Origin of the sequence: Bradyrhizobium sp. A11 (assembly GCF_042077125.1) — a bacterium.
GTDB classification, from domain to species: domain Bacteria; phylum Pseudomonadota; class Alphaproteobacteria; order Rhizobiales; family Xanthobacteraceae; genus Bradyrhizobium; species Bradyrhizobium japonicum_B.
This window is the reverse complement of the sequence record NZ_CP149509.1, coordinates 6,669,985-6,689,868: the sequence shown is the minus strand read 5'-3', so window position 1 is coordinate 6,689,868 and position 19,884 is coordinate 6,669,985. Positions and strand designations below refer to the sequence as shown.

Sequence of the window (19,884 nt, the reverse complement as noted above, 5' to 3'; positions counted from 1 at the left end):
TCTGGCGTTTCGATTCCCAATGCGGCGTGAATTGGGCAGTAAATCCGTTCTGTGTCGTCATGAAACATCTTGTTACTCGAACAAGATATTCATCTCATGTTCGCTAATCTTCGCATTTAACGATTTGTTAACCTATGGATTACTCACGAATACTGTAAAACGAAGTCATCCCTTCCGGCGTTTAGAATTGGGTAAGTATTCGGCGAGTGAAGCTGTCGGCGCGGGATTCACGGCTCAGCGATCCGTGTTCATGGCCGCTATGCACTGGGGGCAGGAACCAATCCGGGCAGAGTGGCAAACCCGCCAATTCCGCGACCGGGAAGATCGCCATCCAAGTCCTTGATCGAGTCCTGCTCCGATCGCCGAACCGGACAAAAGATGTCGCAGCGTGCGACGAACTGGCGACAGAACCTCGTGCCTTTAATTTGGCGTCATGTTGCACCTGCGCGCCTGCTATGTTAGCAAAGCCGCGATTTTAACGAGCCCGGCACGTCCCGTGCTGGTCGAAAATCGAAGTCCCGCTTGAATTCCAAGGGCTTGGATCGCTAGGCGCCGCTTCGTGGCGACGGTTTTTCCCTTGCGAGTTTGACAGCAAAAAGAGCGCGTCTGTGGCTGCAGAAGATACCTCCGTTTCCGGTGTGTCCGGCCGTTATGCAACGGCCTTGTTCGACCTGGCCCGCGATCAGAAAGTGGTCGACGAGGTCAAAGCCGATCTCGAGAAATTCGAGGCCCTGCTGAACGAGAGCGCCGATCTGAAGCGTCTCGTCCGTAGCCCGGTGTTCGCCGCCGACGCCCAGTCCAGGGCCCTGTCGGCCGTGCTGGCCAAGGCCGGCATCGCCGGCATCTCCGCCAATTTCCTCAAAGTGCTGACCGCCAACCGCCGCCTGTTCGTGGTGGCGGACGTCATTCGCGGCTACCGCGCCCTCGTCGCCAAGTTCAAGGGCGAGACGACGGCCGACGTCACGGTGGCGGAAGCGCTCTCTGACAAGAATCTCGACGCCCTCAAGGTTGCCCTGAAGTCGGTGACCGGCAAGGACGTCGCGCTGAACGTGAAAGTCGATCCCGCGATCATCGGTGGCCTCGTCGTCAAGCTGGGCAGCCGCATGGTCGATGGTTCGCTTCGCACCAAACTCAATTCGATCAAGCACGCGATGAAAGAGGCAGGCTGATGGACATCCGCGCCGCGGAAATTTCCGCGATCCTCAAGGACCAGATCAAGAATTTCGGCCAGGAAGCTGAAGTCTCCGAAGTCGGACAGGTGCTGTCCGTCGGCGACGGTATCGCCCGCGTCTACGGTCTGGACAACGTCCAGGCCGGTGAAATGGTCGAGTTCGAGAACGGCACCCGCGGCATGGCGCTGAACCTCGAAACCGACAACGTCGGCGTCGTTATTTTCGGTGCCGACCGCGAGATCAAGGAAGGCCAGACCGTCAAGCGCACCCGCGCCATCGTGGACGCGCCGGTCGGCAAGGGCCTGCTCGGCCGCGTCGTCGACGCGCTCGGCAACCCGATCGACGGCAAAGGCCCGATCCAGGCCGACAAGCGCATGCGCGTCGACGTCAAGGCGCCCGGCATCATTCCGCGCAAGTCGGTGAGCGAGCCGATGGCGACCGGCCTCAAGGCGATCGACGCCCTGATCCCGATCGGCCGCGGCCAGCGCGAGCTGATCATCGGCGACCGCCAGACCGGCAAGACCGCGATCGCGCTCGACACCATCCTGAACCAGAAGCCGCTCAACGCGCAGCCCGACGAGAACATCAAGCTGTACTGCGTCTACGTCGCGGTCGGCCAGAAGCGCTCCACGGTTGCCCAGTTCGTCAAGGTGCTGGAAGAGCAGGGCGCGCTCGAATACTCGATCATCGTCGCCGCCACCGCCTCGGATCCGGCGCCGATGCAGTACATCGCGCCGTTCACCGGCTGCACCATGGGCGAGTACTTCCGCGACAACGGCATGCACGCCGTCATCATCTATGACGACCTGTCGAAGCAGGCCGTCGCCTATCGCCAGATGTCGCTGCTGCTGCGCCGCCCGCCGGGCCGCGAAGCCTATCCGGGCGACGTGTTCTATCTGCACTCCCGCCTGCTCGAGCGCGCGGCGAAGCTGAACAAGGACCAGGGTTCGGGCTCGCTGACGGCGCTGCCGGTCATCGAAACCCAGGCCAACGACGTGTCGGCCTACATCCCGACCAACGTCATCTCGATCACCGACGGCCAGATCTTCCTGGAAACCGACCTGTTCTTCCAGGGCATCCGTCCCGCGGTGAACGTCGGTCTGTCGGTGTCGCGCGTCGGCTCCTCGGCGCAGACCAAGGCCACCAAGAAGGTCGCCGGCAAGATCAAGGGCGAGCTAGCGCAGTACCGCGAAATGGCGGCATTCGCGCAGTTCGGCTCCGACTTGGACGCCTCGACCCAGCGCCTGCTCAACCGCGGCTCGCGCCTCACCGAGCTGTTGAAGCAGCCGCAGTTCTCGCCGCTGAAGATGGAAGAGCAGGTCTGCGTGATCTGGGCCGGCACCAACGGCTATCTCGATCCGCTGCCGCTCAACAAGGTGCGCGCGTTCGAGGACGGCCTGCTCTCGCTGCTGCGCGGCAAGCACGTCGACATCCTCAACGCGATCCGCGACAGCCGCGACCTCTCCGACGACGTTGCTGCGAAGCTGAAGTCGGTGGTCGAAGGCTTTGCGAAGAGCTTCGCTTAATTGAAGCGCCGTCATGGCCGGGCTTCCGCCCGGCCATCCACGCGCTGCGCGTGGAGACGAAGACGTGGATGCCCGGGACGAGCCCGGGCATGACGACAGAGATAGGCTAGCGGCTTGATCCGAGCGATCGAACCGTCGGGGACGAAGAATGGCGTCACTTAAAGACATGCGCGTCCGCATCGCCTCCACCAAGGCGACGCAGAAGATCACCAAGGCCATGCAGATGGTCGCAGCCTCCAAGCTGCGCCGGGCGCAGACCGCCGCGGAAGCGGCGCGTCCCTATGCCGACAAGATGAGCGCGGTGATCTCCAACATCGCCAGCGCCGCGGCGAGCTCGCCCGGCGCACCGGTGCTGCTGGCCGGCACCGGCAAGGACCAGGTCCACCTGCTGCTGGTCTGCACCGGCGAGCGCGGCCTGTCCGGCGCCTTCAACTCCTCGATCGTGCGTCTCGCCCGCGAGCGCGCCTTGGCGCTGATGGCGCAGGGCAAGGACGTGAAGTTCTTCTGCGTGGGACGCAAGGGCTACGAGCAGTTGCGCCGCCAGTTCGACAAGCAGATCGTCGAGCACATGGACCTGCGCAGCGTCCGCCAGCTCGGCTTCGTCAATGCCGAGGAGATCGCCAGGAAGGTGCTGGCGCGTTTCGACAACGGTGAGTTCGACGTCTGCACGCTGTTCTATTCGCGCTTCCGCTCGGTGATCGCGCAGATCCCGACCGCCCAGCAGATCATTCCGCTGGTGGTCGAGGAGGGCGGTGCCGCCAACACGACGTCCTACGAATACGAGCCGGAAGAGGACGAGATCCTCACCCGCCTGTTGCCGCGCAATCTCGCGGTCCAGATCTTCCGCGCGCTGCTCGAGAACAACGCCTCGTTCTACGGCGCGCAGATGAGCGCGATGGACAACGCGACGCGCAACGCCGGTGAGATGATCCGCAAGCAGACGCTGGTCTACAACCGCACGCGTCAGGCGCAGATCACCAAGGAACTGATCGAAATCATCTCGGGCGCCGAGGCCGTCTGACCAGGACGCTTCAGCACCCATTACACGCAACATCCCGGTCACGCTGACCGCGGTTTAGAAGTTCGGATCGAAGGAGACATTCAATGGCAGCCCAGGTCGGTCGCGTCACCCAGGTCATCGGCGCCGTCGTCGACGTGCAGTTCGAAGGCCACCTCCCGGCCATTCTCAATTCGCTCGAGACCAAGAACGGCGGCAACCGCCTGGTGCTCGAAGTCGCCCAGCATCTCGGCGAGTCCACCGTCCGCACCATCGCGATGGACACCACCGAGGGTCTGGTCCGCGGCCAGGAAGTGACCGACACCGGCGCTCCGATCCGCGTTCCCGTCGGCGAAGGCACGCTCGGCCGCATCATCAACGTCATCGGCGAGCCGATCGACGAAGCCGGTCCGGTCAAGACCGAAGGCCTGCGCGCCATCCACCAGGAAGCGCCGACCTACACCGACCAGTCCACCGAAGCCGAAATTCTCGTCACCGGCATCAAGGTCGTCGATCTCCTGGCTCCCTACGCCAAGGGCGGCAAGATCGGCCTGTTCGGCGGCGCCGGCGTCGGCAAGACCGTGCTGATTCAGGAGCTGATCAACAACGTCGCCAAGGCGCACGGGGGCTACTCCGTGTTCGCCGGCGTCGGCGAGCGCACCCGCGAAGGCAACGACCTCTATCACGAGTTCATCGAATCCAAGGTCAACGCCGATCCGAAGAATCCCGATCCGAGCGTGAAGTCGAAGTGCGCGCTGGTGTTCGGCCAGATGAACGAGCCGCCCGGCGCCCGCGCCCGCGTCGCGCTCACGGGTCTGACCATTGCGGAAGACTTCCGCGACAAGGGCCAGGACGTGCTGTTCTTCGTCGACAACATCTTCCGCTTCACCCAGGCCGGCTCGGAAGTGTCGGCGCTGCTCGGCCGTATTCCTTCGGCGGTGGGTTATCAGCCGACGCTCGCCACCGACATGGGCGCGCTGCAGGAGCGCATCACCACCACGCAGAAGGGCTCGATCACCTCGGTGCAGGCCATCTACGTTCCGGCCGACGACTTGACCGACCCGGCGCCGGCGACCTCGTTCGCGCATCTTGACGCGACCACGACGCTGTCGCGCTCGATCGCCGAAAAGGGCATCTACCCGGCGGTGGACCCGCTCGACTCGACCTCGCGCATGCTCTCCCCGCTGGTCGTCGGCGAGGAGCATTACGCGGTGGCCCGCCAGGTCCAGCAGGTGCTGCAGCGCTACAAGGCGCTGCAGGACATCATCGCCATTCTCGGCATGGACGAGCTTTCGGAAGAGGACAAGCTGACCGTGGCCCGCGCCCGCAAGGTCGAGCGCTTCATGTCGCAGCCGTTCCACGTCGCCGAAATCTTCACGGGCTCGCCCGGCAAGTTCGTCGACCTCGCCGACACCATCAAGGGCTTCAAGGGCCTCGTGGAAGGCAAGTACGACCACCTGCCGGAAGCCGCCTTCTACATGGTCGGCACCATCGAAGAAGCCGTCGAGAAGGGCAAGAAGCTGGCGGCGGAAGCCGCCTAAGGGCGAATGGCGAATGGGGAGTAGCGAAAGACGCGCTGCTCCCGACCGCCACTCGCTATTCGCCACTCGCTATTCGCAGGTTTCCCATGGCCACCTTCCATTTCGATCTCGTCTCTCCGGAAAAGCTCGCCTTCTCGGGCGAGGTCGACCAGGTCGACATCCCCGGCGTCGAGGGTGACTTCGGCGTGCTGGCAGGGCATGCGCCGGTCGTGGCGGCGATCCGCCCCGGCATTCTCACCATCACCACCGGCGGCAAGCACGAGAAGATCATCGTGCTCGGCGGCATCGCCGAGGTCTCCGAAAAGGGCCTGACCGTGCTCGCCGACGTCGCGACGTCGCTGGCCGAGCTCGATCGTGCCCAGTTCGCCGAGACGATCGCGGAGATGGAAGAGAGCCTGAAGGAGCACGAAGGCGGCGAGCTCGATCACGCCATCGAGCGGCTCGACCACTTCAAGAGCATCCAGCATCAGCTCAACGCGACGGCTATGCACTAAGCCCCGGAGCGCCGCTTCGGGGCTCAAGTCTGAATTCCTGAACAGGTTCAGCGCTCGTCACCGACCGTGGCGGGCGCTGAAACTTTGTTGACCGAGAGATGAGGGTCTCTCACACGCGCAGCCGCAAATGGCCGGTCGAAATCCTCCAACAATTTCAATCCCATTCTACTGTGCATGGGGTTGTTTTCGCGGTTTTCAGTTTGCGAAGGGCGCAAACTGCCCAGCCACCGCGCGATAGACCTCGCGCCGGAACGGCACCACGATGTCGACAACGCGGTCGAGGCGCTCCCAGCGCCAGGCGTCGAACTCGGCGGGCTGGCCGTTGCGCGGCGTCAGCGGGTCGATCTCGTCATCCGTGCCGGTGAAGCGCAGCGCGAACCACTTTTGGCGCTGGCCGCGGAATTTCGCCAGGCGATGCGTCTGTGGGCCGTCGTAGGGCGGGAATTCGTAGGTCAACCAATCGGTCTCGCCGAGATAGTCCGCGCTGACGACGCTGGTCTCCTCCCAGAGCTCGCGCATCGCCGCGTCGCGCAAGTTCTCGCCCTCGTCGACGCCGCCTTGCGGCATCTGCCAGTCGAGCCCCGGCAAAATGATCTCGGGTCCGTCGCCCTTGAAACGGTGGCCGACCAGCACGCGGCCATCGGCATTGAACAGCGCGATCCCCACATTGGGGCGGTAGGGCTTTTCAGTCGTCACGCGCAATCTCTCATCGTCGTCCCGGCGATGCATTAGCACCGAAGGCGGGGCGAATCCGATTTATTGGTCCGCCAGCGCGGAAAATTCCTGCACCACGCGTTCATAGACCGGGCGCTTGAACGGAATGATCAGTCCGGTCAAATTCTTCATCGGCTCCCAGCGCCAGCTGATGAACTCGGCCTTGTGGCCGCCGCCGCCGGGCTTTTCGACGTTGATCTCGCTGTCCTTGCCGGTGAAGCGCACCGCGTACCATTTCTGGCGCTGGCCGCGGTAGCGGCCTTTCCAGGCGCGTCCGGCGACCGTGCGCGGAATGTCGTAAGTGAGCCATTCCGGGACCTCGCCGAGCCGCTCGACCGAGCGCACGCTGGTCTCCTCGTACAGCTCGCGCTTGGCGGCCTCCCAGGTGTCCTCGCCGGGATCGACGCCGCCTTGCGGCATCTGCCAGACATGGGTGTCGTCGACATGCTCGATGCCGCCGGCGCGGCGGCCGATGAACACGCGGCCTTCCTTGTTGAGCAGCATCACACCGACACAGGTCCGGTAGGGCAGATCCTCGTAACGCGCCATTCCGCCAGACCTCTCACATGCTGCCGGTACGGCTGAACCGGTCCCCCGTCAGGACAAGCGCCGTACCAATCCGTTGATTTAGCTGGATTTTGATTTCAGCATCGCGGTTGTCAATGGCACCAGGAGAATGCCCCGGTCGGCCAATGTCTTGGTCCACGCGGCGATGCGGTCGATCGAGACGGGCAAAGCGGAGGCCGTGCCGACGGCGATGCCGCGCTCGCGCGCCGTCGATTCGAGTTTGTTCAGGGCGCGGTCGATCTCGGTCGCCGTCGGCACCACGTCGATCGCGATGTCGCCCCTGCCGAACGGCATGGCCTGGCTCGCTGCCGTCTGGCCTGCGATGCTGCGGGGCGAGGAGCCGTCGTCGAAGAAGCCGAGGCCGCGCTTGGCCGCCTCGCGGACGATCGGCTGCATCGCCGGCTCGGTCGCGATGAAGCGGGCGCCCATGAAATTGGCGATGCCGGCATAGCCCTGCATCCGGCTCAGATGCCAGTACAGGCGGTCCATGTTCTGGTCGGCGCTGAGCGAGGTCAGCAGCGTCTGCGGTCCCGGGTCGTTGTCGGGAAAATCGTAGGGCTCCATCGGGATCTGCAGGAAGATCTCGTGGCGCTGCGCACGGGCCCGCTCGGCGAGCTTGCCGGGATCGGCGCCATAGGGCGTGAAGGCCAGCGTCACCGCCCCCGGCAGCTTCATGATGGCGTCGGTGGTCTTGGCGGCGCCGACGCCGAGGCCGCCGATCACGATGGCGACCACCGGCATCTTGGCGGCCTTGGCGCGGTCGGCATCCGCGGCATAGACGTTGAACGGCTTCAGCCCGTCGGCCACCACCGGGATCATGCCGTAGCGCGATTTCTCCAGTAGTTTCGGATTGATCCCGGCCATCACGGGCGGCGGGGCCGACGCTGCGGCATCGCCCTTGTCGGCGCTATCGCCGCCGCCGATGACCACGTCGTGGCGGGCGCCGGTGGAGCCGTCGATCATGGTGACGGTCTTCTGCTCGCCGGGAGAGGCCTGCTTCGGCGCCTCCTTGGTCTCGTGCTTGCTGTCCTGAGCGGCGGCGGGCTTGTCGTCCGCTGCCTTGTCCGCCGGCTTGATCGCGATCCGCGTCATCGGCTCGCCGCCGAGCGGATCCTTGTTGAAGAGGGCGAAGCCGGCAAAGGTGACAAGGAACAGGCCGAGCAGCACGGCAAGCAGCTGCGTGGCCGTGAACGGCAGCCGCAGCCGGCGTTTCCGGCGCGGCTTGTCCTGTCCGAGCGGAGCGCTCAGATCATCGGCCGTTTCAGTCATGCGCGATCCCGAATCACTGCGAATGACGATACCACGCCGAGGTCAAGCGGCGGCAGGCCGGGAGAGGCCGGGGATGCCAGGAGTTCCCAAGCAAAAAGGGCGGCTCATGGAGCCGCCCTTCAGGGATCGCGTGATACGCGAGCTGGTTCGTCGACCTAGTTCGCCGACCTAGTTCGCTAGTTCGCCGCCTTGGGCTTGTCGGTCGTGGCCTTGGTATCGCCGCCGGGCGCGGGCGCGGCCGAGGCGCTGTTCTTGATGCCGTGGAGCAGGTCGCCGGCGAGCTTGAGCGCCTTGTCGTCCTTGGCGTCCGGCGGGACGTAGGATTGCGAGCCGGTCTTCTCGTCGCCGTCGTTCTTGAGATGGCCGCGCAGCGAAGCCTCGCCCTTGGTGTCGGTGCGCGCCTTCAGCTCGTCCGGCACGTCCTGCAGCACCTCGATGTCGGGCACGATGCCCTTGGCTTGGATCGACTTGCCCGACGGCGTGTAATAGCGCGCCGTGGTCAGGCGCAGCGCGCCGTTGCCGCTTCCGAGCGGGATGATGGTCTGCACCGAGCCCTTGCCGAACGAGCGCGTGCCGACGATGGTCGCGCGCTTGTGGTCCTGCAGCGCGCCGGCGACAATCTCCGACGCCGAGGCCGAGCCGCCATTGACCAGCACGATGACCGGCTTGCCCTTGGTGAGGTCGCCCGAATGCGCGGTGCGGCGCTGAGTCTCCTCGGCATTGCGGCCGCGGGTCGAGACGATCTCGCCCTTCTCCAGGAAGGAGTCGGAGACGGTGACCGCTTCCTCGAGCAGGCCGCCCGGATTGTTGCGCAGGTCGATGATGAAGCCCTTGAGCTTGTCGCCGCCGATCTGATTCGAAAGGTTGCCGATCTCGCGCTTCAGCCCTTCGGTGGTCTGCTCGTTGAAGGTGGTGATGCGGATATAGCCGATGTCGTCCTGCTCCACGCGGGCGCGCACCGAGCGGACGCGGATGTTGTCGCGCACCAGGGTGACGTCGATCGGATTGTCCTGGCCCTTGCGGATGATCTTGAGCTTGATCTTGGTGTTGACCGGGCCGCGCATCTTCTCGACCGCCTGGTTCAGGGTCAGGCCCTGCACCGCCTCGTCGTCGAGATTGGTGATGATGTCGTTGGCCATGACGCCGGCGCGCGAGGCCGGCGTGTCGTCGATCGGCGAGACCACCTTGATGAGGCCGTCTTCCATCGTGACCTCGATGCCGAGGCCGCCGAACTCACCGCGCGTCTGCACCTGCATGTCGCGGAAGCTCTTGGCGTCCATGTAGCTGGAATGCGGATCGAGGCCGGTGAGCATGCCGCTGATGGCCGATTCGATCAGCTTGGTGTCGTCGGGCTTCTCGACATAGTCGGAGCGCACGCGCTCGAACACGTCGCCGAACAGGTTGAGCTGGCGATAGGTGTCCGCGGTGGCGGCTCGCGCGCTGGAGCCCATGAAGACCGCGCGCGGCTGGGTCACGAACAGCGTCAGCGCTGCACCGGTGGCGGCGCTGAGGAGGATTACTGAAGTCTTGCGCATCATCCGCGAACCTTCTCGCCTTCATTTGCGGCCCACCATGGGCCTGGATCGATTGGAGTGCCGTCCTTACGGAACTCGACATACAGCACAGGTTGACTCGCGTTCGTCGCGAGAATGGAGGCGACTTGAGATGTCGACCCCATGGTCGCGACCGGCTCTCCCGTGAGCACGAACTGTCCGATGTTGACCGAAATACGCTCCATCCCGGCGATCAGGACATGATACCCGCCCCCGGCGTTGAGGATCAAGAGTTGTCCATAGCTGCGGAACGGGCCGGAATAGACCACCCAGCCGTCACACGGCGTTGTGACCTGGGAGCCGGGCTTGGTTGCCAGCGAAATGCCCTTCTGAACCCCGCCGACCCCGTCGGAACCGCCGAAATCCCTGATCTTGTTACCGTTAACCGGAAGCGGCAGCAGACCCTTGGCCGAGGCGAACGCGATGGCGGGGGTGGTCCGGGATCGGTCCTTGAATGCGCCAGGGCCCGACTTGGCGCTGGCGGCCGCCAGCTTGGCTTCCTTGGCCTCGGCCTGCCTTGCGGCCTCGGCTGCTTTCTCGGCGGCCTTGGCGGCGCTTTGCAGGTCCTGCTCCATCTTGGTGATCAGGCCCTGGAGGTCGCCGACCTGCTTCGACAGCATGATCGCGCGCGCGTTCTCGGCGTCGAGATCCTTTTCGCGCGCCGCCTGCTGGCGCTGCCGCTCCTCGACCAAGGCGGTGAGCCGGGTCTGGTCGCTGCGGACCCGGTCGCGGTCGGCGGCGAGCTGGTCGCGCTCGGAGGCGATGGTCTTGCGCAAGGCCACGAGCTCGCCGAGCTCGCTTGCGATCTTTTCGGCGCGGCCGCGCAATTCCGGCACCACGGCGCCGAGCAGCATCGCGGTGCGCAAGGATTGCAGCGCGTCTTCGGGCCGCACCAGCAGCGCCGGCGGCGTCCGCCGCCCGGCCCGCTGCAGCGCCGCCAGCACCTCGACGATGTCGCCGCGGCGCGAATCCAGCGACGCGCGCATCTCCTGCTCGCGGCCGTTCAGGCTTCGCAGCCGCGCTTCGGTGTCGTCGATCTTGGTCTCGACCGTGCGCACATTGGCGGCGGTGTCGATCAGCTGCTGATTGAGCTGGGTGCGGTCCTTCCCCAGCGAGGTGATCTCGGCCTTGAGCTTGGCCTGTGCCTCTTCCGCGCTCTTCTGCCTGGCGCGGGCGGCTTCCAGCTCCTGCTCGCGCTGCTTGATGGCATCGGGCGAGACCGCGGCGGTCTGCGGCGGCGCCGTCTGAGCCTGCGCGAGGCTTGCGCCCGGAACGCCTGTTTGCAGGACGCTCGCGATCAGCAGCAGGTTGAGGACAGGCGCTCGCATCGCTTAGGCAAAGATGCTCGTTGTGGCGCGCATCACGCGCGGTGATAGGGATGGCCGGCCAGAATGGTGGCGGCACGGTAAAGCTGTTCCAGAAGCATGACGCGGACCATTTGGTGCGGCCAGGTCGCAGAGCCGAACGCGATCGCGAGCTTGGCCTTACGGCGCAATTCGGGCGAAAGTCCGTCCGCCCCTCCGATCATGAAGATAGTATGTCCGGCGCCTTCGTCCCGCCAGCGCGCCAGATGCCGTGCGAATACGGTGGAATCGAGATTCTGCCCGCGCTCGTCCAGCGCCACCAGGACGGATTTTTCCGGGACATGGGCCGAGATCGCCGCGGCCTCCTCGGCCATCCGCGTCGCCGTGTCCCGCGCGCGGCTTTCGGCGACTTCGTGGACGCTGAGCCCGCGGAATCCGAGCTTGCCGCCGGCTTCGCTGAACCGCTCGAAATAGCGGTCGGCAAGCTCCCGTTCGGGCCCCTGCTTCAGCCGGCCCACCGCAATGACGGCAACACGCATGATCTTTTCAGGGTCGCGTTTTCAACACCGCGCGCATGATGCGCGCGCACGACGCTAGCATGCGCGTCAGCCGATTCGAAATCGGCCAGCGAGCCTAGATCGCCTTGGAGCCTAGATCGCCTTCGCCGCCCCTGGGCCCTGGGTGTACAATCGCTCGAGATTGTAGAACTCGCGGACCTCGGGTCTGAACACGTGCACGATCACGTCGCCGGAATCGATCAGCACCCAGTCGCAATTGGGCAAGCCCTCGACATGGATGTTCTTGATGCCGTTTTCCTTCAGGCTCTTGGTGACGTTTTCCGCGATCGCGCCGACGTGCCGGTTGGCCCGGCCGGTGGTGACGATCATGTAGTCGGAGTACGCCGATTTGCCGCGAAGGTCGATGGTGACCGTCTCTTCCGCCTTCATGTCCTCGAGGCGGGAGAGGATCAGGCTCAGCGTCTTGTCGGCGTCGGGTTGCGCCTCCAAGGCCGCAGCTTTGGTCGATGTTTTACGCGCCGGCTTGGCAACCTTGGGTAAAACAGGCTTCGTCGAAGCTGACTTCGGGGAAGTAGACTTGGACAATACAGATGCGGTCAGGGACCATTCCTTTCACTGTATCGCGAACGCCGAATCCGGCGTCCACCGGTTACACTACATCATGTGGGGTTAAGGGTTTCAATATGCCAGAGAGGCCCGAAGCCCACACGTTCCCCCACGGTCTGACTCACTTCGTACCTTTCCAGCTCCCGTCCGGGTTCCGCAGGCCTGTCGAGGACAGGTTCAGCTTCATTCCGGTCAGGAAGACCCAGGCCGGCGCCGGCTGATCCGCAAGGAGCGGGGCCTTCTTCTCGGGCAGGCGGTAGCGCGCCAACGCCCTGGCAGCGGGCGAGGCGAGGGCGCGAAAACTCTGCGGCGGGCGATCGACCACCGCGATCGGCACCTGGTCGGCGATGCGCCGCCAGTGCTGCCAACGATGGAATTGAGCGAGGTTGTCGGCGCCCATGATCCAGACAAAGCGCAGGCCCGAGAGGCGGCGGCGCAAGGTGTTGATCGTGTCGATAGTATAACGGGTGCGAATGACGGATTCGAGACAGCTGACCTCGATCCTGGGATCGTCGGCGACGTCGCGCGCGGCCTGCATGCGCTCGCCGAGCTCATGCAGCGTGCCGTTCTCCTTCAGCGGATTGCCGGGGGTCACCAGCCACCAGACGCGATCGAGTTGCAATCGCTTCAGCGCGAACTGGCTGATGGCACGATGCGCCTGATGCGGCGGATTGAACGAGCCGCCGAGCAGGCCGATGCGCATGCCCTCCGTATAGGGCGGGACCGCTTGCGCCAGGAAACGCGGCAAGACGAAATTGTTGGTCAATGCCCGCGCCTCGCGACGTTTACGGCCGTGTCTGCCCGGTGCCGTGGACGCGATATTTGAAGCTCGTCAATTGCTCGGCGCCGACAGGGCCGCGGGCATGGAAGCGGCCGGTGGCGATGCCGATCTCGGCGCCGAAGCCGAACTCGCCGCCATCGGCGAACTGCGTCGAGGCGTTGTGCAGCACGATTGCGGAATCGACCTCGCTGAGGAACTTGTTCGCCGCAGCCTCGTCGGCACTCACGATCGCATCGGTGTGGTGCGAGCCGTGATTCTGGATGTGCGCGATCGCGCCGTCGACGCCGTCCACCACCTTCGCCGCGATGATCGCATCGAGATATTCGGTGTCCCAATCGTCGTCGCTGGCGGGTTTGACGCGCGCGTCCGTTTTCTGAACCGCGTCGTCGCCACGCACTTCGCAGCCGGCATCGAGCAGCATCTCGACCAGCGGCTTGAGATTCTTGCCGGCGGCGGCGCGGTCGACCAGCAGCGTCTCGGCCGCGCCGCAGACGCCGGTGCGGCGCATCTTCGCGTTGAGCACGATCGACTTCGCCATGGCGAGATCGGCGCTGGCATCGACATAGACGTGGTTGACGCCTTCGAGATGCGCGAAGACAGGCACGCGCGCTTCCTGCTCGACGCGGGCGACGAGGCTCTTGCCCCCGCGCGGCACGATCACGTCGATGGCGCCGTTTAATCCTGACAGCATCATGCCGACCGCGGCGCGGTCGCGCGTCGGCACCAGCGTGATCGCAGCTTCAGGCAGGCCGGCTTCGCGCAGGCCCTGCACCAGGCACTCATGGATGGCGCGGCACGAGCGGAAACTGTCGGAGCCGCCGCGCAGGATCACGGCATTGCCGGATTTCAGGCACAGCACGCCGGCGTCCGCCGCAACGTTCGGCCGGCTCTCGAAGATCACGCCGACGACGCCGAGCGGCACGCGCACGCGCTCGATGGTCATGCCGTTCGGCCGCTGCCAGCTTTCGGTGACGGTGCCGACGGGATCGGCGATGCCGCGCACGATGGCGATACCCTCGGCCATGCCCTCGATCCGCCCCTCGGTCAGCGTCAGGCGGTCGATGAAGGCGGAGGTGGCGTTACCGGAGGCGCGGGCCTCGGCGACGTCCTCGGCATTGGCGGCAAGAATGGCGGCCGCATGGCTGCGGATCGCCCGCTCCATGGCTTCCAGCGCCCGGTTCTTCTGCTCCGGCGGCGCCAGCGCCAGCACCCGCGCGGCCGCGCGGGCACGGGTCCCGAGATCGGACATCAGCGTCTGGAGATCGGCATTGCCATCGATAGCTTTGAGGGGGGCGGCCATTGGAGTTTCAACCTTCTGCTAAGGCGGTGTCCTAGCACGGAAATCCCGCTTTTGCGAAGGGCGGGCAGGGTATGGCAGGTCTCCCGACGTCATTCCGGGGCGGTGCGTGAGCACCGAGCCCGGAATCTCGAGATTCCCCGGTGCGCAATTGCGCACCTGAGGTCTGGTCCTTCGGACCATCCCGGAATGACGGCGCAAAGGGCGCTACCCGCCCACCACCAGATCGTCGCGGTGGATCATCTCGGCGCGGCCGCTGATGCCGAGGATGGCCATCACGTCCGGGGAGGAGCGGCCCCTGATCCGCTCGGCCTCGTCGGCGTCGTAGGCGATCAGGCCGCGGCCGACCTCGCTGCTGTCGGGGCCGCGCACGATCACGGCATCGCCGCGGGCGAACTGGCCCTCGACCTTGATCACGCCGGCTGGCAGCAGGCTGGCGCCGGCGCGCAGCGCCGTCACCGCGCCGGCATCGATCGTCAGCGTGCCCTTCGGCTCGAGCGTGCCCGCGATCCAGCGCTTGCGCGAGGTGATGGGGTTGGCGGGCGTCAGGAACCAGGTGCAGCGGCCGCCATCGGCGATCGCCCGCAGCGGATGCTCGATCTTGCCGGAGGCGATCAGCATATGCGTGCCGCCTGTCGTGGCGATCTTGGCCGCCTCGACCTTGGTGCGCATGCCGCCGCGCGACAGCTCGGATTCGGCATCGCCGGCCACCGCCTCGATCTCCGAGGAGATGCTCTCGACCACCGGAATGAGCTTGGCGTTCGGGTTGTTCTTCGGCGGAGCGTCGTAGAGCCCGTCGATGTCGGACAGCAGCACGAGCAGGTCGGCGCTCGCCATGGTGGCGACGCGCGCGGCGAGGCGGTCGTTGTCGCCGTAGCGGATCTCGTTGGTCGCCACCGTGTCGTTTTCGTTGATCACGGGGATGGCGCGCCATTCCAGCAGCTTGCCGATGGTGGAGCGCGCGTTGAGATAGCGGCGGCGCTCCTCGGTGTCCTGCGGCGTCACCAGGATCTGGCCGGTGCCGATGCCGTGGGTCCCGAGCACCTCGGACCAGATCCGGGCCAACGCGATCTGGCCGACTGCGGCCGCGGCCTGGCTCTCTTCCAGCTTCAGCGGGCCGCGCGGCAATTTCAGCCGGCTGCGGCCCAGCGCGATCGAACCGGAGGAGACCACGAGGACGTCGCGCCCTTCCTCGTGCAGCTTGGCCATGTCGTCGGCGAGCGCGGCCAGCCAGGACGCCCGCACCTCGCCCTTGTCGGAATCGACCAGCAACGCCGAGCCGACCTTGACGACGATGCGGCGGAATTGACTGAGTTCGGGGCTGGCCATGTCTCTGCGTGCTGGCGCTGGATGGAATGACGGCGAAGCGGCAGGCGGCGCCGATGAGCCCTGCTTTTGCAGCAGGACGGTGACCGGCGCAAGGCAATCGGGATGGTAAACGGCGCATGTCGGCCTTGTGTCGCCCGTCCCGGCATGTGGCTTCCCGCCGGCAGCCCGCCGGACTTCGCCGGCAAGCTCGCCGCGGCCGCGAGCGCGGCGCTGGCCAAGCCCGAGGTGAAGGAGAAGCTCACCGCGATCGGGCTCATTCCGGTCGGCTCGACCCCGGACGGATTGACCAAGGAGCTCGCCGCCAACACCGCGTTGTGGCAGCCGATCGTGAAGGCGACGGGCTACAAGATCGAGAATTAGGAAGCGTAGCGCGCTCCACTTTATCCCCTCATCCTGAGGAGCGCGCTCTTGCGCGCGTCTCGAAGGATGAAAGGCCCGCTGCACTAGCCGGGCCTGCATGGTTCGAGACGGCGCTTCGCGCCTCCTCACCATGAGGGTCTTATAGTTTCCTGCGCTGCGTGATCCCGTCCTTGATCGCGGCGAGCTCTGTCTCGTCCCAGATGCCGATCAGGACGCCGTTCTTCACCTGGAGCTGGTTGTCGGCGTAGGCCGCGATCTTCTCGCGCGGGGTGGTGATGTGGCCGTTCGGATGTAGCGCCCAGTCGAACAGCTCGGCCTGCAATCGCGCGATGATGCCGGCGCAATCGGGGTCATCGCCGCGATCCAGATATTCTTCCGGATCGGTCTCGAGGTCGTACAGCATCGGGCGGAAGCCGGAGGCATGGATGTATTTCCAGCGGCCGTCGAACACCATGAACAGGCGGCAGCGCTCGATCGGCTGGTTCAGCTTCAGCCTGACATCCTGCATCGCATAGTCGTATTCGGAGAACGCCACCTTGCGCCAGTCCGGCGGGCTCTCGCCGCGCAACAGCGGCAGCAGCGAGCGTCCCTCGAGGATGTGGCCCGGCACCTTGCCGTCGAAATAATCGACGAAGGTGGGAGCAAGGTCGATGGCCTCGACCAGCGCGTCGCTGCGCGTGCCGCGCGTGGCGTCGGCCGCCTTCGAGGGATCGATGATGATCAGCGGAATCTTCGCCGACTGCTCGTGAAACAGATCCTTCTCGCCCATCCAGTGATCGCCGAGATAGTCGCCATGATCCGACGTGAACACGATCATGGTGGTGTCCAGCAGATCGCGCTCTTCCAGAAACTTCATCAGCACGCCCATCTGGTCGTCGATCTGCGTGATCAGGCCCATATAGGTCGGGATCACCTTTTCCCGCGCGTCATCGCGCGCCATGTTGCGGGAGTACCGCATGTCCATATAGGCACCGAACACCGGATGCGGGTTCTGACGCTCGCGCTCGGAGCGGATCACCGGGATCATGTCGTCGGTGGAATACATGCTGGCATAGGGCTCCGGCGCGATATAGGGCCAGTGCGGCTTGATGTAGGACAGATGCAGGCACCACGGCTTGCCGTCGGTCTCGGCCTCGGTGATGAAGTCCATCGCGCGGCGCGTCATGTAGGGCGTCTCGGAATGCTCCTCCGGCACACGCGCGGCCTTGTCCGCATGCACCAGCAGCCAGCCGTTCTGCAAGGAGCCATCGTCGGCCGCGCCTGAATTGGCCCAATGCTCCCAGGGATTGGTCGCTTCAAAGCCCTGCTGGCGCAGATATTCGTCGTATTTCGGCCGCGGCCGCCCCGTCGGATGCAGGCCGTCGTCGCGTTCATAGGGCTCGAACCCGCATTCGGCGACATGCACGCCGATGATCGATTCCGGGGGGATGCCGAGCGCCTTCATGCCTTCGAGATCGGGCGCCATATGGGTCTTGCCGACCAGCACGTTGCGCACGCCGATCTTCTTGAGGTGATCGCCGAGCGTGGGCTCGCCGACGCGCAGCGGCCAGCCGTTCCAGTGCGAGCCGTGCGAGCGCATGTAGCGGCCGGTGTAGAACGACATCCGCGAGGGCCCGCAGATCGGCGATTGCACATAGGCCTTGCTGAACAGCACGCCGCGCCTGGCCATGGCGTCGATATTGGGCGTCTTCAGCGTGGGATGGCCGGTGCAGCCGAGATAATCATAGCGAAGCTGGTCGCACATGATCCAGAGAACGTTCTTCGCGCGCGCCATGCGTCATCCCTGCATTTTCTTGATTGTGTGATGCTGCGATATCGGACGCGCGAAGACAAGCTAGTGCCCACTTGATTGAGTCACAACCACCGACCCTCATCCTGAGGAGCCCGCCTAAAGCGGGCGTCTCGAAGGATGGCCGCGCGCGAGAACCGGGCCTTCATGGTTCGAGACGCGCGTTCCGCGCTCCTCACCACGAGGGTCTCCAAGCGTGAACAATCACGCGGACCACGGCTCCGCTTCCGCCGCGCTCTTGGCCTTGGCCGACACCGGGGCTTCGCCGATCACCTCGGCCAGCGCGCGCAAGGCTTCCTTGACGCCCTGGCCGGTCACGCCGGACAGCAGCAGCGGAGTCTTCTTGGCGGCGCGCTTCAGCCGCTCCTTCTGCTTCTTCAATTCGTCCGGCTCGACTGCGTCGATCTTGTTCAGCGCGACGATCTCAATCTTGTCGGAGAGCTGGTCGCCATAGGCGTCGAGCTCCTTGCGCACCGTCTTGTAGGCCTTGCCGGCATGCTCGCAGGTTGCGTCGACCAGGTGCAGCAGCACGCGGCAGCGCTCGACATGGCCGAGGAAGCGGTCGCCGAGACCGGCGCCCTCATGCGCGCCCTCGATCAGGCCGGGAATGTCGGCCAGCACGAATTCGCGGCCGTCGGCGTTCACGACGCCGAGCTGCGGATGCAGCGTGGTGAAGGGATAATCGGCGATCTTCGGCTTCGCCGCGCTGACCTTGGACAGGAAGGTCGACTTGCCGGCATTGGGCAGGCCGACGAGGCCAGCATCGGCGATCAGCTTCAGCCGCAGCCAGATCCAGCGCTCTTCCCCGGGCTGGCCGGGATTGGCGTTGCGCGGCGCGCGGTTGGTCGACGACTTGAAATGCGCGTTGCCGAAGCCGCCATTGCCGCCCTCGGCCAGCACGAACTTCTCGCCGACCTTGGTGAAATCGTGGATCAGCGTTTCGCGGTCCTCGTCGAAGATCTGGGTGCCGACAGGCACCTTCAGCACGATGTTCTTGCCGTTGGCGCCGTGGCGGTCCGAGCCTGAGCCGTTCTCGCCTTTCTGGGCCTTGAAGTGCTGCTGGTAGCGGTAGTCGATCAGCGTGTTGAGGCCGTCGGCGACCTCGATGATGACGTTGCCGCCGCGGCCGCCATTGCCGCCGGAGGGGCCGCCGAACTCGATGAACTTCTCGCGGCGGAACGCCACGCAGCCGTTCCCGCCGTCGCCGGAGCGGATATAGACCTTTGCTTCGTCAAGGAATTTCATCGGCCATAGGTAGGCCAGCAGGTCTCCCGCGGCAACCCGGATAGACCCGCAAATCGGCCGAATTTCTGCGAACTTGGGGCGTGCTTAACCAGCCGGCCGCTTCCGGATCAGGAATTTCTGCATCCCCTCCAGCACCAGCTCCTTGCGCTGGTTGAACACCGTGCTGCGCAGCGTCACCGCGCCGGTCGTGCGGCCCGGCAAGAGCTCGGTGACCTCGAGCGCCGGATAGATCGTGTCGTCCGCGAACACCGGCTTGAGAAACCGGCTCGACTGCTCGAGGAAGCCGACCAGGGAGTCCTCGACCATGAACGGAAACAGGCCGGCGCCGGGGGCGGTGTGGATCAGGGTCTGGAAGCCGTGGGCGAGCAGATGCGGCATGCCGCGGCTGCGGCAATATTCCACGTCGTAATGCACGGGATGGGTGTCGCCGCTCGCGGTCTGGAACGCCGCGAAGATCGCCGGCGTCTGGGTGCGGCCCGGCAGCACGAAGCGCTCGCCGACGACGAAATCCTCAAACCAGCGTTGCGTCGGGATCATGCGATGCTGGGTGGGATCGAAATCGGTCATGTCGGAGCTCTCTCGGTCGCTGGGGCGTTATCGCTACCGCGATGCGAGGAGTGCGACAATCCGTTCAATTCGGCGGATGCGGGCTTGTCCGGCGCGGCCACGTCATTAAAACGACCGCAGGCGACTCTAATCGTCGGATTTCCGCGCTCTCTCCGCTCGTCATTGCGAGCGAAGCGAAGCAATCCAGTCTGTCTCTGCGGAAGCAGACTGGATTGCTTCGTCGCAAGAGCTCCTCGCAATGACGGCTCCCACCCA

19 protein-coding genes are annotated in these 19,884 nt (G+C 65.2%); 6 read left to right on the top strand and 13 right to left on the bottom strand.

Going from position 1 to position 19,884, the window contains the following annotated elements:
- The first annotated feature begins 608 nt into the window (after window positions 1–608).
- The 5 genes from WI560_RS31425 to WI560_RS31405 all read left to right on the top strand — a co-directional run bounded on the left by WI560_RS31425 (window position 609) and on the right by WI560_RS31405 (window position 5,730).
- Window positions 609–1,169: a F0F1 ATP synthase subunit delta gene (locus tag WI560_RS31425; protein WP_028133261.1), complete on the top strand. Its 561-nt coding sequence runs from the start codon at window positions 609–611 to the stop codon at window positions 1,167–1,169.
- Entirely contained in the window at window positions 1,169–2,698 is a 1,530-nt protein-coding gene (atpA, locus tag WI560_RS31420) for a F0F1 ATP synthase subunit alpha (protein ID WP_375306263.1), read from the top strand. Before WI560_RS31425 ends, atpA begins: the two co-directional genes overlap by 1 nt.
- A 148-nt stretch (window positions 2,699–2,846) precedes the next feature.
- Complete coding sequence (locus tag WI560_RS31415) at window positions 2,847–3,719, top strand: F0F1 ATP synthase subunit gamma (RefSeq protein ID WP_375306262.1); 873 nt, start codon at window positions 2,847–2,849, stop codon at window positions 3,717–3,719.
- Between the two features lie 83 nt (window positions 3,720–3,802).
- Window positions 3,803–5,236, top strand: coding sequence for a F0F1 ATP synthase subunit beta (gene atpD / locus WI560_RS31410; RefSeq protein WP_025032831.1), 1,434 nt, complete (start codon window positions 3,803–3,805; stop codon window positions 5,234–5,236).
- 86 nt (window positions 5,237–5,322) lie between these two features.
- Entirely contained in the window at window positions 5,323–5,730 is a 408-nt protein-coding gene (locus WI560_RS31405; RefSeq protein ID WP_028133258.1) for a F0F1 ATP synthase subunit epsilon, read from the top strand.
- 195 nt (window positions 5,731–5,925) lie between these two features.
- Here WI560_RS31405 and WI560_RS31400 read toward each other — a convergent pair whose 3' ends face one another.
- The 10 genes from WI560_RS31400 to proB form a co-directional block, all read right to left on the bottom strand.
- Window positions 5,926–6,426: an RNA pyrophosphohydrolase gene (locus WI560_RS31400; protein ID WP_375306261.1), complete on the bottom strand. Its 501-nt coding sequence runs from the start codon at window positions 6,424–6,426 to the stop codon at window positions 5,926–5,928.
- A 60-nt stretch (window positions 6,427–6,486) separates the two neighbouring features.
- Window positions 6,487–6,993, bottom strand: coding sequence for an RNA pyrophosphohydrolase (locus tag WI560_RS31395; protein ID WP_375306260.1), 507 nt, complete (start codon window positions 6,991–6,993; stop codon window positions 6,487–6,489).
- A gap of 78 nt (window positions 6,994–7,071) precedes the next feature.
- Entirely contained in the window at window positions 7,072–8,280 is a 1,209-nt protein-coding gene (locus WI560_RS31390) for a divergent polysaccharide deacetylase family protein (protein ID WP_375306259.1), read from the bottom strand.
- A gap of 176 nt (window positions 8,281–8,456) precedes the next feature.
- A complete protein-coding gene (locus WI560_RS31385) occupies window positions 8,457–9,818 on the bottom strand; it encodes a S41 family peptidase (protein ID WP_257178859.1) in 1,362 nt (453 codons plus the stop codon).
- On the bottom strand, window positions 9,815–11,161 hold the full coding sequence (locus WI560_RS31380; RefSeq protein ID WP_375306258.1) for a murein hydrolase activator EnvC family protein: 1,347 nt from the start codon (window positions 11,159–11,161) through the stop codon (window positions 9,815–9,817). The genes WI560_RS31385 and WI560_RS31380 overlap by 4 nt, the downstream gene beginning before the upstream one ends.
- A gap of 32 nt (window positions 11,162–11,193) precedes the next feature.
- A complete protein-coding gene (gene rlmH, locus WI560_RS31375; protein ID WP_375306257.1) occupies window positions 11,194–11,676 on the bottom strand; it encodes a 23S rRNA (pseudouridine(1915)-N(3))-methyltransferase RlmH in 483 nt (160 codons plus the stop codon).
- 111 nt (window positions 11,677–11,787) lie between these two features.
- On the bottom strand, window positions 11,788–12,144 hold the full coding sequence (gene rsfS / locus WI560_RS31370) for a ribosome silencing factor (RefSeq protein ID WP_028133251.1): 357 nt from the start codon (window positions 12,142–12,144) through the stop codon (window positions 11,788–11,790).
- A 238-nt stretch (window positions 12,145–12,382) separates the two neighbouring features.
- Window positions 12,383–13,027, bottom strand: a complete 645-nt coding sequence (locus WI560_RS31365) for a nicotinate-nucleotide adenylyltransferase (RefSeq protein ID WP_375306256.1) — start codon at window positions 13,025–13,027, stop codon at window positions 12,383–12,385.
- Between the two features lie 19 nt (window positions 13,028–13,046).
- On the bottom strand, window positions 13,047–14,342 hold the full coding sequence (locus WI560_RS31360) for a glutamate-5-semialdehyde dehydrogenase (protein WP_375306255.1): 1,296 nt from the start codon (window positions 14,340–14,342) through the stop codon (window positions 13,047–13,049).
- A 204-nt stretch (window positions 14,343–14,546) separates the two neighbouring features.
- On the bottom strand, window positions 14,547–15,668 hold the full coding sequence (gene proB, locus WI560_RS31355; RefSeq protein WP_257178854.1) for a glutamate 5-kinase: 1,122 nt from the start codon (window positions 15,666–15,668) through the stop codon (window positions 14,547–14,549).
- 144 nt (window positions 15,669–15,812) lie between these two features.
- Here proB and WI560_RS31350 point away from each other — a divergent pair, with 144 nt between their 5' ends.
- Window positions 15,813–16,028: a hypothetical protein gene (locus WI560_RS31350; RefSeq protein WP_375306254.1), complete on the top strand. Its 216-nt coding sequence runs from the start codon at window positions 15,813–15,815 to the stop codon at window positions 16,026–16,028.
- 139 nt (window positions 16,029–16,167) lie between these two features.
- Here the strand turns inward: WI560_RS31350 and WI560_RS31345 are convergent, their stop codons facing one another.
- The 3 genes from WI560_RS31345 to WI560_RS31335 form a co-directional block, all read right to left on the bottom strand.
- Window positions 16,168–17,802, bottom strand: coding sequence for an alkaline phosphatase family protein (locus tag WI560_RS31345; RefSeq protein ID WP_375306253.1), 1,635 nt, complete (start codon window positions 17,800–17,802; stop codon window positions 16,168–16,170).
- A gap of 219 nt (window positions 17,803–18,021) precedes the next feature.
- Window positions 18,022–19,062, bottom strand: coding sequence for a GTPase ObgE (gene obgE / locus WI560_RS31340; protein WP_375306252.1), 1,041 nt, complete (start codon window positions 19,060–19,062; stop codon window positions 18,022–18,024).
- Between the two features lie 84 nt (window positions 19,063–19,146).
- The gene (locus WI560_RS31335) at window positions 19,147–19,629 is read right to left on the bottom strand and encodes a MaoC family dehydratase (RefSeq protein ID WP_375306251.1); all 483 of its coding nucleotides are present in this window, start codon (window positions 19,627–19,629) and stop codon (window positions 19,147–19,149) included.
- Window positions 19,630–19,884: the final 255 nt, after the last annotated feature.